At 66.3% G+C, this 15,127-nt stretch carries 12 protein-coding genes and 1 pseudogene; 4 read left to right on the forward strand and 9 right to left on the reverse strand.

What is annotated here, in order from left to right; genetic code table 11:
• Nucleotides 1-94: 94 nt before the first annotated feature.
• From MB818_RS21235 to MB818_RS21255, 5 genes are read right to left on the reverse strand one after another with little or no spacing between them, the layout of a single operon-like run.
• Entirely contained in the window at nt 95-2,734 is a 2,640-nt protein-coding gene (locus MB818_RS21235; RefSeq protein ID WP_238906376.1) for a phosphoenolpyruvate carboxylase, read from the reverse strand.
• A complete protein-coding gene (locus MB818_RS21240) occupies nt 2,734-3,726 on the reverse strand; it encodes a 2-hydroxyacid dehydrogenase (protein ID WP_234140906.1) in 993 nt (330 codons plus the stop codon). The genes MB818_RS21235 and MB818_RS21240 overlap by 1 nt, the downstream gene beginning before the upstream one ends.
• Nucleotides 3,726-4,616 (reverse strand): succinate--CoA ligase subunit alpha, encoded by an 891-nt coding sequence (gene sucD, locus MB818_RS21245; RefSeq protein ID WP_234140909.1) that lies wholly within the window; start codon nt 4,614-4,616, stop codon nt 3,726-3,728. Before sucD ends, MB818_RS21240 begins: the two co-directional genes overlap by 1 nt.
• Complete coding sequence (locus MB818_RS21250) at nt 4,613-5,812, reverse strand: malate--CoA ligase subunit beta (RefSeq protein ID WP_234176667.1); 1,200 nt, start codon at nt 5,810-5,812, stop codon at nt 4,613-4,615. Before MB818_RS21250 ends, sucD begins: the two co-directional genes overlap by 4 nt.
• A 41-nt stretch (nt 5,813-5,853) precedes the next feature.
• On the reverse strand, nt 5,854-7,101 hold the full coding sequence (locus tag MB818_RS21255) for a pyridoxal-phosphate-dependent aminotransferase family protein (protein WP_234164067.1): 1,248 nt from the start codon (nt 7,099-7,101) through the stop codon (nt 5,854-5,856).
• Nucleotides 7,102-7,328: 227 nt separating this feature from the next.
• Here MB818_RS21255 and MB818_RS21260 point away from each other — a divergent pair, with 227 nt between their 5' ends.
• From MB818_RS21260 to MB818_RS21270, 3 genes are all read left to right on the forward strand, one after another.
• Complete coding sequence (locus tag MB818_RS21260) at nt 7,329-7,943, forward strand: response regulator transcription factor (RefSeq protein WP_238906378.1); 615 nt, start codon at nt 7,329-7,331, stop codon at nt 7,941-7,943.
• 129 nt (nt 7,944-8,072) lie between these two features.
• On the forward strand, nt 8,073-9,050 hold the full coding sequence (locus MB818_RS21265) for an HpcH/HpaI aldolase/citrate lyase family protein (protein WP_234140914.1): 978 nt from the start codon (nt 8,073-8,075) through the stop codon (nt 9,048-9,050).
• Complete coding sequence (locus MB818_RS21270) at nt 8,989-10,311, forward strand: glycerate kinase type-2 family protein (protein ID WP_369426343.1); 1,323 nt, start codon at nt 8,989-8,991, stop codon at nt 10,309-10,311. Before MB818_RS21265 ends, MB818_RS21270 begins: the two co-directional genes overlap by 62 nt.
• 5 nt (nt 10,312-10,316) lie before the next feature.
• Here the strand turns inward: MB818_RS21270 and MB818_RS21275 are convergent, their stop codons facing one another.
• Both MB818_RS21275 and MB818_RS21280 read right to left on the reverse strand, forming a co-directional pair.
• Nucleotides 10,317-10,766 carry a group II truncated hemoglobin gene (locus MB818_RS21275; protein WP_238906380.1) on the reverse strand — a complete coding sequence of 150 codons (450 nt, stop codon included), beginning with the start codon at nt 10,764-10,766 and terminating at the stop codon, nt 10,317-10,319.
• A gap of 45 nt (nt 10,767-10,811) precedes the next feature.
• A complete protein-coding gene (locus MB818_RS21280) occupies nt 10,812-13,181 on the reverse strand; it encodes a trimethylamine N-oxide demethylase (RefSeq protein ID WP_234164060.1) in 2,370 nt (789 codons plus the stop codon).
• Nucleotides 13,182-13,304: 123 nt separating this feature from the next.
• Between MB818_RS21280 and MB818_RS21285 the strand changes: the two genes are divergently transcribed.
• The gene (locus MB818_RS21285; RefSeq protein ID WP_234164057.1) at nt 13,305-14,150 is read left to right on the forward strand and encodes an EamA family transporter; all 846 of its coding nucleotides are present in this window, start codon (nt 13,305-13,307) and stop codon (nt 14,148-14,150) included.
• A gap of 9 nt (nt 14,151-14,159) precedes the next feature.
• Here MB818_RS21285 and MB818_RS21290 read toward each other — a convergent pair whose 3' ends face one another.
• Both MB818_RS21290 and MB818_RS21295 read right to left on the reverse strand, forming a co-directional pair.
• Nucleotides 14,160-15,038: a bifunctional 5,10-methylenetetrahydrofolate dehydrogenase/5,10-methenyltetrahydrofolate cyclohydrolase gene (locus tag MB818_RS21290; RefSeq protein ID WP_238906382.1), complete on the reverse strand. Its 879-nt coding sequence runs from the start codon at nt 15,036-15,038 to the stop codon at nt 14,160-14,162.
• A pseudogene (locus tag MB818_RS21295) lies at nt 15,035-15,127 on the reverse strand (bifunctional methylenetetrahydrofolate dehydrogenase/methenyltetrahydrofolate cyclohydrolase); the annotation flags it as partial. The pseudogene MB818_RS21295 and the gene MB818_RS21290, both read right to left, overlap by 4 nt.

A 15,127-nucleotide genomic window follows, 5' to 3' on the forward strand; every position in this document is an offset into this window, starting at 1 on the left:
AACAGCTCGGGATCACGCTCCGAAAGCGCCTCTGTGAAAAATCCGGGGTCCTGGTGGCTCGCGTTCATGACAGCTCCTGAAAATTGCGCGGGGGTCATCCCGTCCAGCCAAGGCCGGCCGAGATACAGTTCATGGTTTGCATCAGGCGGATGCGGCGATCTTGCGCCGGGTCCGCGCGCAGCGCTCCCAACAGGCCGATCTGGGCCGCATGGGCGGCGCGCAACGTGCCGTCGTTGCGCGCGACCCGCGTCAGAAAGTTGGGGAACCTGACGCCGATCCCCTGCCCGGTCAGCATCTCGATGGCCTTGCTGCTGCGCCCATGTTCGGCGCCGACCCGGCTAAAGATCGCCTCGGCCCCGGCCCGGTCATCCACCAGCGCGGCATAATCCTCGGCGATGTCGAGCCGGGCCAGAACCAGCGATTTCTCGACCTCGTCCACGATCAGCCGGAACAGCGGCATCCGGTCAAAGAGCTTGCGCAGCTGCGCGGTGCCGCGCTCGCCGCGCACGGTGCAGAAATCCTCGACCGCGCTGCCGAACCCGTACCAGCTGCTGATCATGTGGCGGTTCTGGCTCCAGGCGAACACCCAGGGAATGGCGCGCAGGTCGGACAGAGACTGCGCCCCGAACCGCCGCGCCGGACGCGAGCCGATGCGCAGCAACGCCAATTCGTTCACCGGGCTGGCCTGATTGAAATAATCCAGAAAGGCCGGGTGTTGCAGCAGGGTCTGATAGCGGGTCTGGCTGAGGCTCGACAGGGTCTCCATCACGTCCTCGGCCTCGGGATCGACCGCCTCGAAGGCGGGCTGGGCGCTGTGGCGCAGCACCGAGGAGGCCAGCAGCTCCAGCTGCGCCGCCGCGGTGCCGGTATTTGCATATCTGGCGGTCACCACCTCGCCCTGTTCGGTCAGGCGCAGCGCGCCGTTCAGGGTGCCGCGCGGCTGGGCGGCGATCGCGCGTTCGGTGGGCGCCCCACCCCGGCTGACCGAGCCGCCGCGCCCGTGAAAGAAGACGGGTTTCAGCCCGCTGCGCGCCAGCGCCCGGGTGATCGCCCGCTGCGCCCGGTCGAGCGACCAGGTGGAGCAGACAAATCCGCCATCCTTGTTGCTGTCGGAATAGCCCAGCATGATCTCGATCTGGCCCGACCCGTCGCGCAGGCTGCGGGCGGCGACGGGCACCTCCAGCACATCGCGCAGGACGGCGGGGGCGGCGCGCAGATCCTCGATGGTCTCAAACAGCGGCACCACCTTGAGCGGCAAGCGCTCGGCGCCAAAACCCGCATAGCGCGCCAGCAGGTAGACCGCCAGCAGATCATCGGCGGAACGGGTCATCGACAGGATGAAGGGGCCGATCGCCTGCGGGTCGGCGCCGCTGCGTATCTCGCGCATCAGCTCCAGCAGGGCCATCAGCTCTGCCGCCTCGGGGCCAAGGCGTTCGCGGTTCACATAGGGCAGATCGGGCTTGCCCAGTTCGGCCCGCAGCCGCGCGGACCAGGCAGGCGAAAGCGGTTCGGGGGCCTCGCCGGTTGCCTGCCACAGATCGCGCAGCGTACGGGTCACGACTTCGGAATTCTGACGGATATCAAGGGTATGGGCGCGAAAGCCAAAGACATTGACCTGCCAGATCAGCGGCCGCACCAGCAGATCGGCCAACAGACCAGCGTCGATGGCTTGCAGCCCCCGGTCCAGCGTCTCCAGATCGGCGATGAAATCGGCGACATGGGCGTAACGGCCGGCGGCGACCGCCTGGGCGATGGCGGCGGCGGCCTGACGGAACAGCTCGTTGGGGTTGCGTTGGGCACAGGCCGCCGGGTCATCCGCGCGCCGCGTCACGATCCGCTCCAGAGCCGCGCGTTCGGCGGGCGGCACCGGTACCAGCCGGTCCGACAGGCTCAGCCGCTGCACGATCTCGTCCAGCGCCGCGACATAGACGCCGCGCATCATGTCGCGCGAGCGTTCCAGCGCCATGCGCGTCACCTCGGCGGTGACATTGGGGTTGCCGTCGCGGTCGCCGCCGATCCAGGAATGGAATTTCAGGCAGGCAGTGCCGGGAAAGCCCGCGCCGAACTCGGCCTCGACCGCGCTGCGATAGCGTTCATACAGCCGGGGCACCGCCGCGATCAGGCTGGTGCGATAGAATTGCAGGCCCCAGTCGATTTCCGCCGCCAGACTCGGGCGCTCCATCCGCAGCTCACCGGTCAGCCAGAGAAGGTCGATCTCCATCTCGAGCCGCTGTTCCAGCCGGGTTTCCTCTTGCGGGCTCCAGCGGCGGGATTCGAACTGTACCAGATGGCGATAGATGCGCCGGTGGATTTCCATGACCGAGACCCGCTTGGCCTCGGTCGGGTGGGCGGTGATGGTGGGGCCGACGGACAGCTTCGCCTCGGCCAACAGCCGCCGCATCTCGCGCCGGGCATCGGGGTCGGCATCCGCAAGCGCGCGGGCAAAACTGCCCGGCACGTCGCGGGCGGCACCGCTGCGTTCGGCCTGTCGCGCCTCGCGGATGGCCAGGTTCTCGTCCATGATCTGTTGCAGGTGAAACCAGATCGTCGCGGCCTGAAGATGTTCGGCATAGGCCGTTTCATCCCACCGTTCGGCCCCGGATTCGACCGCGCGCGCCACGGCGGGCGCACGCCGCCGCAGCACCCGCATCCAGGCCGAGCGCAGCCGCGCATGCACCTCGGCGGCATAGACCGTCGCGTCCGCAGAGGGCGCGGTTTCCGCCGCCGCCTGCATCACAGCACCTTGTCGCGCGGATCGCGCCCCTCGAAATAGTCGACCAGATTGTCGAGCACCCGCATGCCCATCGCCTCGCGGGTTTCGCGGGTGGCGCTGCCCAGATGCGGCAGCATCACCAGATTGTCGCAATCGAGCAGGACCGGCGCGATGCGCGGTTCGCCGTCGAAGACGTCCAGCGCGGCGCCGCCGATACAGTCGAACATCAGCGCCTGCGCCAGCGCGTGCTCGTCCACCACCTCGCCACGTGCGGTGTTGATCAGGAATGCATCGGGTTTCATCAGGTCCAGCCGGCGGCTGTTGATCAGGTGCCGGTTGGCCGCCCCGCCCGGGCAGTGCAGCGAAACGAAATCGCATTGCGGCAGCATCGCGTCGAGCGTCTCGACCTGGGTGGCGCCGTAGCGGTCCAGCACATCCTGCGGCACCGCCGAGCGGTTCTGCACCAGGATCTTCATGCCGAACCCGTGATGGGCACGCTGGGCCATGGCCTGACCGATGCGGCCGAAGCCGACGATGCCCAGCACCTTGCCCGAGACCTTGGCCCCCACCAGATGGGTCGGGCGCCAGCCGGTCCACTCTCCGGCACGCAGTTCGCGCTCGCCCTCGCCCGCGCGGCGGGCCACCATCAGCATCAGCGTCATGGCGATATCGGCGGTGCATTCCGACAGCACGTCGGGGGTGTTGGACACGGTGATGCCATGGGTGCGGACCGCGTCGGCGTCGATATGGCTGTAACCCACACCGTAATTGGCCAACAGCCGGGTTTGCGGTGCGCTGACATCCAGCGCCTCGGCCCCCAGCTTGTCGGTGACCGTGGGCAGGATCGCGTCGAACCGGGCCAGGGCCGAGCGGAACTCGGCACTGGTCAGGGGGGTATCGGTCCGGTTGAACTCGGTATCGAACCGTTCGGCCAGTTGCGCCTCGACGGCGGCGGGCCAGCGGCGAGTGACCAGAACCTTGGGCTTGCTGTTCATGATAACCGGCATGTTCATCACGCCGCCTCCTTCAGGACCTTGGCGATGGTGTCGCCGATCACCGCCGGGTTGGGCGCCACGGTGACGCCGGCGGCGGTGAGGATCTCGACCTTTTCCGAGGCGCTTTCGCCAAAGGCCGAGATGATCGCACCGGCATGGCCCATGGTCCGGCCCTTGGGCGCGGTCAGGCCAGCCACATAGGCGATCACCGGCTTGGACACGTGGTCGCGGATATAGGCCGCGGCCTCGGCCTCTTGCGGGCCGCCGATCTCGCCGATCATGCAGATGACCTGGGTTTCGTCATCCTGCTCGAACCGGTGCAGGATGTCCTTGAAGGAAGAACCGTTGATCGGGTCGCCGCCGATGCCGACCGAGGTCGAAACACCGATGCCATGCTCCTTGAGCTGGGCAGCGGCCTCGTAACCCAGCGTGCCCGAACGGCCGATGATGCCCACCGGACCGGGCAGATAGATATGGCCGGGCATGATCCCCAGCAGAGCCTTGCCGGGGCTGATGGTGCCGGCGCAGTTGGGACCGGTCAGCACCATGCGGCGCTCGCGCGGGTAGCGGTACATGTAGCGCTTGACCCGGATCATGTCCTGGGCCGGGATGCCGTCGGTGATGCAGACGCAATACCGGATGCCCGCATCGGCGGCTTCCATGATGCTGTCGGCGGCAAAGGGCGGCGGCACGAAAACCAGGCTCGCCTCGGCGCCGGTGCGCTCGACCGCCTCTTCGACGGTGTCGAAGACCGGCACGCCCTCGACCGTCTGGCCGCCCTTGCCGGGCACCACGCCGCCCACGACATTGGTGCCATAGGCGATCATGTCGGCGGTGTGAAAGCGCGCCATCTTGCCGGTGATGCCCTGCACGATAACCGGCGTTTCCCTGTCGATGAAGATGCTCATTGCACAGCCCTCACAATGGTGTTTTCAGTAAGGTCGTTCTTCCAGGCGCCCACCGCGCGTTCGGCGGCCTCCATCAGGGTGCGGGCGCGGATGATCGGCAGGCCGGATTTGGCAAGGATCTTCTGACCCTCTTCCACATTGGTCCCCGCCAGGCGGACGATGACCGGTACTTCGACCTGCACCTCTTTCAGCGCCTGCACGACGCCCTCGGCGACCCAGTCGCAGCGGTTGATCCCGGCAAAGATGTTGACCAGCACCGCCTGCACGTTGCCGTCCGACATCACCAGCCGGAACGCCTTGGCCACCCGTTCGGGCGTGGCGCCGCCGCCGATGTCGAGAAAGTTGGCGGGCTCGCCCCCGGCCAGCTTGATCGTATCCATGGTCGCCATGGCCAGACCGGCCCCGTTGACGATGCAGCCGATATTGCCGTCGAGCCCGACATAGGACAGGCCGCGGTCGGCGGCGCGGCTTTCGCGCGGGTCTTCCTGGCTCTTGTCGCGCAGCTCGCTGATATGGGGGTGACGGAACAGGGCGTTGTCGTCAAAGGTCATCTTGGCATCAAGCGCCAGGATGCGGTTGTCGCCGGTGATCACCAGCGGGTTGATCTCGACCATGGTGGCGTCATATTCGCTGAACGCCTGATAGCAGCCCTGAAGCGTGCGCACCATGCGCGCGGTCAGCGCCGGGTCGATGCCCAGCTTGAACGCGATCTGGCGGCACTGGAAATCCTGCAGACCCACCGCCGGTTCCACCGTGGCGCGCACGATGCTCTCGGGTTTCTCGGCCGAGATCTCCTCGATCTCCATGCCACCCTCGGCCGAGGCGACGATCATCACTCGTTGCGAGCTGCGGTCGAGCACGAAGCCCAGATAGATCTCGCGCTCGATCGGCACCGCGCCCTCGACATAGACGCGATAGATGCCCTTGCCCTCGGGGCCGGTCTGATGGGTGACCAGCTTGCGGCCGAACAGGTTCTCGCAGGTCTCCTGGATCTCGGCATCGCTGGAACAGACCTTGACGCCGCCCGCCTTGCCGCGGCCCCCGGCGTGAACCTGGGCCTTGACCACCCAGCGGTCACCGCCGATCTCGCGGGCGCGATAGGCTGCCTGTTCGGGGCTGTAGGCCAGCGCGCCGGGGGGAATGTCGACCCCGAAATTCGCCAGGATTTCCTTGGCCTGATATTCGTGAATGTCCATGAGGTCTCTCCTCCTCGACCATGGAAAGGGGGTGCGCGCGGTTATTCCGCCGCGAGCGCGTTGTCGTAATGAGCATCCAGCGCGGCCAGAGCGGTGGCCTCGTCACCTGCCCCGCCCAATTCGCGGATCGCCTCGGCAAAGCGGGTCACGATATCGGTGACCGCGGCGCGGCTGAGCAGGTTCAGGATGCCGATGCGCACCTGTACCGGCGCCGACAGGGTCGGCCAGATGCCGAAGTTGCGGGCGCGGCAGTTCTGCACCAGTTCCATCTCGCGACCGCGCAGGTCGCCCGGCAGGTTCAGCACCACCAGCGAGGTCATGTTCGAGGTGACCTCGCATCCCAGCGCCTCGACCGCGCGGCGCAGCGCCGCCTCGTGATAGGCATAGTCCTTGGCCCGGTTGGCCACACCCTGTTGCAGGGTGATGCGCAGCGCCTCGTGAAAGGCGGCGACCGCATAGGCGGAATGGGTGCGGTGATAGGTTCCCTTGTCCACATCCTTGCCGTCGATGATGCCCCAGTGGCGCGCTTCGAGGATCGGGTGATGCACAAAGCTGCGGGTGCCGGTGGCGCGCAGTGTTTCGATGTAACGGTCGGTGAAGGACACCGGCGCATAGGTCAGCGGCAGGCAGCAGATGCCCTTTTGCGGGCAGGAGGCCCAGCCATGCACGCCCGGGAAATCGTCGATCCGGAAATCCTCGACCCCCAGCGACGACACCGCGTCCACCAGGCCCATCACGTCATGGCGTTCACAGGCGGCGCTGAACCCGGCAATGTCGTTAATCCGGCCCGAGCCGGTCTCCCAATGGGCCATGGCGGCCCATTTCGGCTTGTGCTGGGCCAGCGCGGTCTCGACGATCTCGCCGGTGACCGACTGGCCATGCGGGATATCGACGATCACGACCGATGCAGGGCGCGGATCCAGCGGATTGGCGGCCAGTTCCTCGGCGGTGGCGGCCTTCATGCGGACGGTCAGCCCGTCGATACCCGAGAAGGTGCCGTTGGTGAACACCACCACCTTGTCGCCCGGCATCACCGCGCTGAACATCACGTCCAGCCCGCTCCAGCCGGTGCCGGCGACGCCGAATGTGTGGATGTTGTCAGTGCCCCAGATCCGGCGCAGCATCAGCTTGCATTCGACCATGCCGCGCAGCACGTCGCCATGCATGTGATCGGCCAGGCCCGCACCGCTAAAGGCGGCAAGCACACGGGCATCGGTATTGCCGGGGCCGGGGCCCGCCGCGATGGTGGCCGGAATGTCGAGTTTGGGAAACAGCGTATCAGCGGACATGTGGGCTCCTTGGCATTGGTCGGCCAGAGGCGGCCGGTCGGGTTTCCCACAGTGATAAAATCTCTTGTTTGGTGAAAAAACGTCCGATACTCCTGCTTTTGGGCACCCAATAGGGCGGGTAGAATCCTACCCATTTTGGTATGTATCCCGGTGTATGCCGAAAATATCACTACCTGAATGGGTAGTTTATTCTGATTTTACAATTGCGTTCAAAAGGATAGCAAATCATGGCACGGGTCGAAATCATGCTGGGGGACGGCAATCCGCTGGTGCTGTCGGCCATGTCCGAGGTGTTCGAGCGTGATCCGCGATTCTCTCTGGTCGCAACCACCGCCACCGCCGAAGGGTTTCTGGGCATGGCGATGCGGGTGCCGATCCAGGTCGGGGTGATCGACTGGAACCTGCCGGCGCTGGGGGCGGAAAAGCTGACCGAGGTGCTGCGCGCTCAGGAACGCGCGCCCCGCTTGGTCATCTATGGCCACGATCATGACCCGGCCCTGCCGCGCCGCGCCATGGCGGTGGGGGCGGCGGCCTTTGTCTCGCGCTCGGCGCCGATCGACAAGCTGGTGCAGACCTGCCTTGACGTTGCCGAGGGCAAGATGGTGTTTCCCTTTCTCGACGTGCGCGAATTGCGCGCCGATCCGATCAGCACGCTGTCGCGCAAGGAACGGCTGTTGCTCGAGGCGCTGGCCGAGGGGCTGACCAACAAACAGCTGGCCGCACGGCTGGGCATCTCGACCAACACGGTCAAGTTCCACCTGTCGAATGTCTTCGACAAACTGTCGGTAAAGAACCGCGCACAGGCGATCGCTTTCTACTATTCTTCGCAGGCAAAGGGCTGAGCGGGGAGAGGTCTGCCCTCACATTCGGTATACACTGGGATGCAAATTTTTTAATTGACAGGAAATCTATTTTTGCCAATGGCTGAAAGGGACACATCCCTCTGACACGCAAGAAAAGGGTCCTTTTCCATGTCCTTCCACCCCATCGAACAAGCCCCCGCGCGGCTCAACCGCTCGGAACTGGCCGTGCCCGGCTCGCAGCCGCAAATGTTTGAAAAAGCGGCACAATCCGATGTCGATGTCATCTTTCTGGATCTCGAGGACGCAGTCGCGCCCGACGAAAAGGAGCAAGCGCGCAAGAACATCATCAAGGCCCTGAACGAGGTCGATTGGGGCACCAAGACGATGTCGGTCCGCATCAACGGGCTGGACACGCATTACATGTATCGCGACGTGGTCGACGTGGTCGAACAGGCCGGCGAGCGGCTCGACCTCATCATGATTCCCAAGGTCGGCACCGCCGCCGATGTCTATGCGGTCGACATGATGGTGACCCAGATCGAGGACGCAAAGGGCCTGAAAAAGCGGATCGGATTCGAACATATCATCGAAACCGCGCTGGGCATGCAGAACGTCTCGGAAATCGCGGGCGCCTCGAAACGCAACGAGAGCCTGCATTTCGGCGTGGCCGATTACGCCGCTTCGACCCGGGCGCGCACCACGATCATCGGCGGGGTGAACCCGGACTATTCGGTGCTGACCGACCCGCTGGAGGATGGCAGCCGCGCGGTGCATTGGGGCGACATGTGGCATTATGCCCTGGCCCGCATGGTGGTCGCCGCCCGCGCCAACGGGCTGCGCCCGATCGACGGGCCGTTTGGCGATTTCCAGGACCCCGACGGATACCGCGCGGCGGCCAAGCGGGCCGCGGTGCTGGGCTGCGAGGGCAAATGGGCCATCCATCCCAGCCAGATCGCGCTGGCCAACGAGGTGATGAGCCCGTCGGAAGCCGAGGTCACCAAGGCGCGCCGCATCCTGGAGGCGATGGCCGAGGCCGAGGCGGCGGGCAAGGGCGCGGTCTCGCTCGATGGGCGGCTGATCGACTATGCGTCGATCCGTCAGGCCGAGGTGCTGGTGGAAAAGGCCCGCCAAATTGCCGGCAACTGACACGACAAGCCTGCGAAGCGCGGCGGTCCGGGCATTCCGGGCTGCCGTGCGCCGTGCCGATCCCGGCCTGGCACTGACCGACTGCCTGCGCCGGACCGGCCTGCCCCGCCCCAGCGGCGACGGCAAGACCATTGTTGTCGCCCTGGGCAAGGCCGCCCCGGCGATGATCCGGGCGCTGCACGGCCAGATCACCGGCCCCCGGGTGATGCTCTGCGTCACCCATCGCGAGAACCAGGAGCCGGTGGCCGGGGCCGAGGTGTTCCGCGCCGGGCATCCGGTGCCCGACGAGATCGGCCACCATGCCGCCCGTCGCCTGCGCGAGATATTGGCCGAGACCACCGAGCGCGACGTGGTGCTGGCGCTGATCTCGGGCGGCGGCTCGGCCCTGTTGCCGGCACCGCCGGACGGGGTCACGCTGGATGACAAGCAGGCGCTGAACCGGCTGCTGTTGCAAAGCGGGCTGGATATCAACGCGGTGAACGCGGTGCGCCAGCATGTCTCGGTATTGAAGGGCGGCGGGCTGTTGCGCCACGCGGCCCCTGCCCCGGTCACCGCCTATATCCTGTCCGATGTGATCGGTGACGACCTGCGCGCCATCGCCAGCGGCCCGACAGTGGCCCCGATCGCCAGCCGGGCCGAGATCCGCGACCTGCTGGACCGCAAAGGGATCGCCGACGCGCTGCCCGACAGCATCCGCCGCCATCTGCGCCAGCCCGAGGCCACCACCCCGCTCCCCAAGGCCAGCAATCACCTGATCGGTGGCAATCGCGAGAGCCTGGCGGCGGCGGCGGCGGCGCTGGCCGCCTTTGGCGCGGTCCGGGTGATCGACGAGCCGCTGGTGGGCGATGTGGGCGAGGCCGCCGAGACCGTGGCCGAGGCCCTATCCCGCGCCGCACAGGAAGAGGGGCCGCAGGCCCTGATCTGGGGCGGCGAGACCACCGTGCGCGTGCGCGGCAGCGGCATTGGCGGGCGCAATCAGGAACTGGCCCTGCGGCTGGCCGCACTGATGGAGGACACGCCGCTTTCGCAACCCTGGCTGTTCCTGTCGGCAGGCACCGACGGGCGCGACGGCCCGACCGAGGCGGCGGGCGCCTGCGTCGATGCGGGCACCCTGCCCCGCATCCGCGCCGCTGGGGCCGCGCCCGAGACGTTCCTTGCGCGCAATGACAGCAACAGCGCCCTGACCCTGTCGGGCGACCTGTTGGTGACGGGCGCCACCGGCACCAATGTCGCGGATGTGCAGTTCCTGCTTCTGGGCTGAGCGGTTCAGGCGCCGCCCGAGGGGCACCGCTGGGCGGCGCGCGCCTTGCCGTCGCTTTCCTCGCGCCAGTCGGGCACATCATTGACCAGCATCAGCGCCGCCCGCCGCAGGGTGGCGCGGAACTTGTCCACCACCTCGCCACGCAGGCCGCAATCGGCCAGCGCGGCGTCAAAGGTTTTCAGCCACAGCTCGGCATCGGCCTCGCGGATCGGCACATGGGCATGGATCTCGCGCAGGTTCATATGGCCGAACCGCTCGCGGTAATAGGCGCGCCCGCCCAGAAAGCCGCTGAGAAACTCGAACTGCGCCTGCCGGGTATGGTTCAGCCCATGGCCGCGAAAATGCAGCCGATGCAGCGGCCAGGCCTCGGGGTCGGTCTCCATCCGGTGGTAGAACGTCTCGACCAGGTCGCGCAGCACGTCCTCGCCGCCGATGGATGTCAGTGCCGATGTCATGGGCCTATCCTGTCTTGCCGTGCCCCCGGCCCGCCTTGACCAAGGTCAAGAGCGGGGTCTGGTTTTCTGCGGGTCGTAATGGGCAAAGGGCACGATGGTCGCGGGCAGCCGTTTCTGATGCCCGTCCAGCTTGCCGATCTCGACCTTGGTGCCGACCTCGTGATGGGCCACGTCGACCCGGGCCAGCGCGATGTTCTTGCCCAGAATGGGCGAACGCATGGACGAGGTGACCTCGCCGATCTGGGCCCGTCCGATATGCACGCAATCGCCATGGCCCACATCGACATTGCTGTCGATATCGAGCCCCACCAACATGCGCGCGGGATGTTCCTTGCGCCGGATCAGCGCCTCGCGCCCGATGAAATCGTCCGGCTTGGACTTGAGCGGCACGGTAAAGCCGATCCCGGCCTCGAACGGGTCGGTCTGGTCGCTGAAATCATAGCCGGCAAAGATCAGCCCAGCCTCGATCCGCACCATGTCCAGCGCCTCCAGCCCCATCGGGCGGATGCCATGGGCCTGACCCGCCTCCCACACCGCGTCGAACACCGCGCCCGCATGTTTGGGATGGCAGAAGATCTCGTATCCCAGTTCGCCGGTATAGCCGGTGCGGCTGACCACCACCGGCACGCCCTGATCGTCGCCGATCCGGGCGGGGGCAAAGCGGAACCAGCCGAGCTCTTCGAACTTGGGCTGATGCGGCGCGGTCCAGATCACCTTTTTCAACAATTCGCGGCTTTCGGGCCCCTGCACGGCGATATTGTGCTGCATGTCGGTCGACGAGCGCACCAGCACCTTGAGCCCCAGCTCGGCGGCCTTTTCCCGGAGCCACTCGCCACCGTAATCCGAGCCGCCGATCCAGCGGAAATTGTCCTTGCCCAGGCGGAACACGGTGCCGTCGTCGATCATGCCGCCATGGGGATAGCACATGGCGGTATAGACGACGCCGCCCACCGGCAGGGTCTTCATGTTACGGGTAAAGATATACTGGCACAGCGCCTCGCTGTCGGGGCCGGTGATCTCGAACTTGCGCAATGCGCTGAGGTCAAGCACCACGCATTTCTCGCGGCAGGCATGATATTCCTCGATCGGGCCTGCGCTGGACATGCAATTGGCCAGCCAGAAGCCGTTGTATTCGATGAAATTCTCGGTGAACCGGGCGAACCGGTCGTGAAAGCCTGTCTGTTTGGTCATTTTCGGTTCCGCGTCGGGGGTGGGCCGGTAAGCTACGGCGCGTTGAAAGGTCTCCTTGCCGCTATAGGTGCGGACATGGATGTCGGTCGGGTTCCAGCCATTGGCGGCCGAGGTATCGTCGGGACAGGCCGAGCTGACACAGACCAGATCGGTCAGCGCCCGCAGCAGCACATAGTCGCCCGGGCGCGACCAGGGTTCGTCGGCATACATCACCCCGTGATCGTCCAGCCCGGTATTGAAGAAGAAGTTGATCGCCATCCAGCCGGCCCGCCCCGCGACCCCGTGCGGCGCCAGCGCGGCGTTGAAATTGTCCGAACAGTTGATGTGGCCGGGATAGCCGATATCGTCGTAATACTTGGCGGCACAGGCCAGCGCAAAGGCATCGTGGCGCCCGCAGGTGTCCTGGATCACCTCGACCAGCGGCTGCATCTCCTGGTCATAGTATTTCGCGTGCAGACCCGGCATCGGATAGGCATGGCCCATCAGTGTCCGGGTGGTGGTCACGTCCAGCGCATGGGCAATGCCCTTGTCCAGCTTGCGCGCGGCGAAACACTGGAAATCAGTGCATTGGCGCCCGTCCACATCGAGGATCTGGATATAGTCGCCCGCCTTGACGAAATAGGCCTCGGCAGTGGCGGAATGCACCCGGATATCGGCAACCGGATCGGCCAGCGGGTCGGGCAGCTCGAACCGGGCCGCGCTTTTCAGCACCGCGCGGCGGATGAACACGGTCAGCGGCGTGGCGGTGTCCTGCGCCTCGAAGTCCATGATGCCGCCGGGGGCCGCGATGATCACGATCCCCTCGCGGCTGGCGGTAAAGCTTTCGGTCGTGCCCGCAGGCGTGCTGTGTTCGAAAAGATGCACCGCGCCCGCCTGCGACAGGTTCAGCCCGCGCGCCTCGATCCCCATCCGCAGGCCCCGCAGCGAGGGATCGTCCGAGGTGAGCAGCGCCATCAGCCCCCCCGGCGCCCCCTGCGCCCGCGCTCCGATCAGCCCGGTATCGAAACCGCCAAGCGGATCGGCGCAGACGATCTCGCAGGGCTGGCCACCCTCGGTATTCTCGATCTCGATCCGGTCGCCGGTTTCCAACCGAAGCAGGATTGCCCCCGCCCCCGGAACCACATAGCGTTCGGTTCCAGGTGGCAGCGAAAACACCCGCGGTTGCAGGATGGCGCTTGGCTTTGGCGGTCCGGAGATGATCTCGGGGTATTTGGTATCCAGCACGTTGCCACTCCGATCATTTGCATTAGCGGAAAATTTCTTTATTGAAGAGAATATATCCCGAGGACCCACCGTGCAAGACATTCGAACCCTTTCCAGGCAGATTTCCCCCCAGCGAGGCCGGTCTTGAGCGCGCTGGGCCTGGGGCTGATCGCGGCGCTCTGCTGGGGGCTGCATGACATCACCATCCGCTATCTCAGCCGCACCGTGCCATTGATGGGGGCGCTGGCGGTGGTGCTGGCCACCGGGCTTGCGTTTCAGGCCTCGGTTCTGGCCGCGTCCGAGGGTGCGCGTCTGCCGCAAGGCGCGGCGCTGTGGCTGTCGATCGGCTCCGGTCTGGCCTTTCTGGTGGCGAGCCTCGGCCTCTATTTTGCCTTTGAACGCGGGCCGGTGCGGCTGGTCGCGCCGATCATCGGCGCCTATCCGATCCTCTCGCTGCTCTTTGCCTTTCTGGCCGGGTCGCCCATCGGTGCCGATCAGGTGCTGGCGGTGCTGGTGATCGTGGGGGCCGTGGGCGTGGTGGCGGGCCTGTCGGGTGACAGCGACGACCCGGCCCCGCCCAAGGGGCCGACCATCGCGCTGTCGCTGATCGCCGCCATCGGTTTTGCCGCCACCTTCAAGCTGGGCCAGCTGGCCGCCACCCTGGATGGAGAGCTGAACGCCACGCTGCTGGCGCGGGTCACCGCGCTGGTGCTGCTGCTGGCGCTGATCGTGATTCGGCGCCAGACGCTGCGGGTGGGTGCCGCCGCCCTGCTGCCGCTGGTGGTGATGGGGCTGCTTGACGGGGTTGCCCTGCTGGCGGTGATCTCGGCTGGGGTGCTGGATCATCCGCAACTGGCGGCGGTGGCCTCGTCCATGTTCGGCCTGATCACCATCGTGCTGGCCTGGGCCTTTCTGCGCGAAAGCATGAGCCGGCCGCAATGGGCCGGCTGCCTGGCCGCCTTCCTGGCCATCGGCTATCTCGCCTGGTAAGGCGACCGATCAGCGGATCCAGCCCGCCGCGCGCTGCTGCTGATGGGCGCGGATCGCGTTGCGCAGCAGGATCGCCACGGTGACCAGCCCGACCCCGCCCGGAACCGGCGTGATCCAGCCCGCCACTTCCTTGACCGCGTCGGTCTGCACATCGCCGACCACGACCGGGCCGTCGGGACCGGGCACGTGGTTGATCCCGATGTCGATCACCACCGCGCCCGGCTTGATCATGTCGGGGCCGATCAGATGCGCCTTGCCCACCGCCACCACCACCACATCGGCCCGGCGCGAATGCATCGCGACCGAGCGGGTCATGTGGTGGCAGACGGTGACAGTGGCGCCCTCGGCCATCAGCATCATCGCCACCGGCTTGCCCACGATCTCGGAATGGCCGACCATCACCACTTCGAGCCCGGCCATGGTCAGGCCGGTCTCGCGGATCAGTTCAACCGCCGCCGCCGCCGTGCAGGGCGCCATCGCCACATCGTTATAGACGATATTGCCGATCGAGGCGGGGTTCATCCCCTCGACATCCTTGAGCGGATGGATCGCGGCCTGAAGGGCGCGCACGTTGATATGATCAGGAACCGGACGTTGCAGAATGATTCCAAGTACATCCGGGTCATCGTTCATCTCACGGATGAGGCTTTGGCAAACCTCCTGGCTGATCGACCGGTCCCAGAGCTGCTGGTCAAAGGGCACGCCCACCGCGCTGGCGGCACGCGCCTGGTTGCGCACATAGACCGCCACCTCGGGCACGTTGCCGATCGAGATCGAGACCAGCTTGCCGATCCGCCCGACCTGGTTCACATAGGCGCTCACCTCGGAGAGGATCCGCGCGCGCACCGTTTTTCCCGGCAGCAGGCGGGTATCCGCGACCGTGCTCACGGAGTAAGTCCGTTTGGTTCTGTGAGTTTGTTTGCGCGTGTGCAGGCTGTGAGGGTGTTGGCGAGCAGGCAGGCGATGGTCATGGGGCC

Source organism: Ruegeria alba (assembly GCF_022321465.1).
Lineage (GTDB): Bacteria > Pseudomonadota > Alphaproteobacteria > Rhodobacterales > Rhodobacteraceae > Ruegeria_B > Ruegeria_B alba.

Coding starts and splice junctions, on each gene's coding strand:
- MB818_RS21240 (WP_234140906.1), bottom strand. CDS start 3,726: ATGAACATGCCGGTTATCATGAACAGCAAGCCCAAGGTTCTGGTCACT.
- MB818_RS21235 (WP_238906376.1), bottom strand. CDS start 2,734: ATGCAGGCGGCGGCGGAAACCGCGCCCTCTGCGGACGCGACGGTCTAT.
- sucD (WP_234140909.1), bottom strand. CDS start 4,616: ATGAGCATCTTCATCGACAGGGAAACGCCGGTTATCGTGCAGGGCATC.
- MB818_RS21270 (WP_369426343.1), top strand. CDS start 8,989: ATGCGTCGATCCGTCAGGCCGAGGTGCTGGTGGAAAAGGCCCGCCAAA.
- MB818_RS21260 (WP_238906378.1), top strand. CDS start 7,329: ATGGCACGGGTCGAAATCATGCTGGGGGACGGCAATCCGCTGGTGCTG.
- MB818_RS21275 (WP_238906380.1), bottom strand. CDS start 10,766: ATGACATCGGCACTGACATCCATCGGCGGCGAGGACGTGCTGCGCGAC.
- MB818_RS21250 (WP_234176667.1), bottom strand. CDS start 5,812: ATGGACATTCACGAATATCAGGCCAAGGAAATCCTGGCGAATTTCGGG.
- MB818_RS21255 (WP_234164067.1), bottom strand. CDS start 7,101: ATGTCCGCTGATACGCTGTTTCCCAAACTCGACATTCCGGCCACCATC.
- MB818_RS21265 (WP_234140914.1), top strand. CDS start 8,073: ATGTCCTTCCACCCCATCGAACAAGCCCCCGCGCGGCTCAACCGCTCG.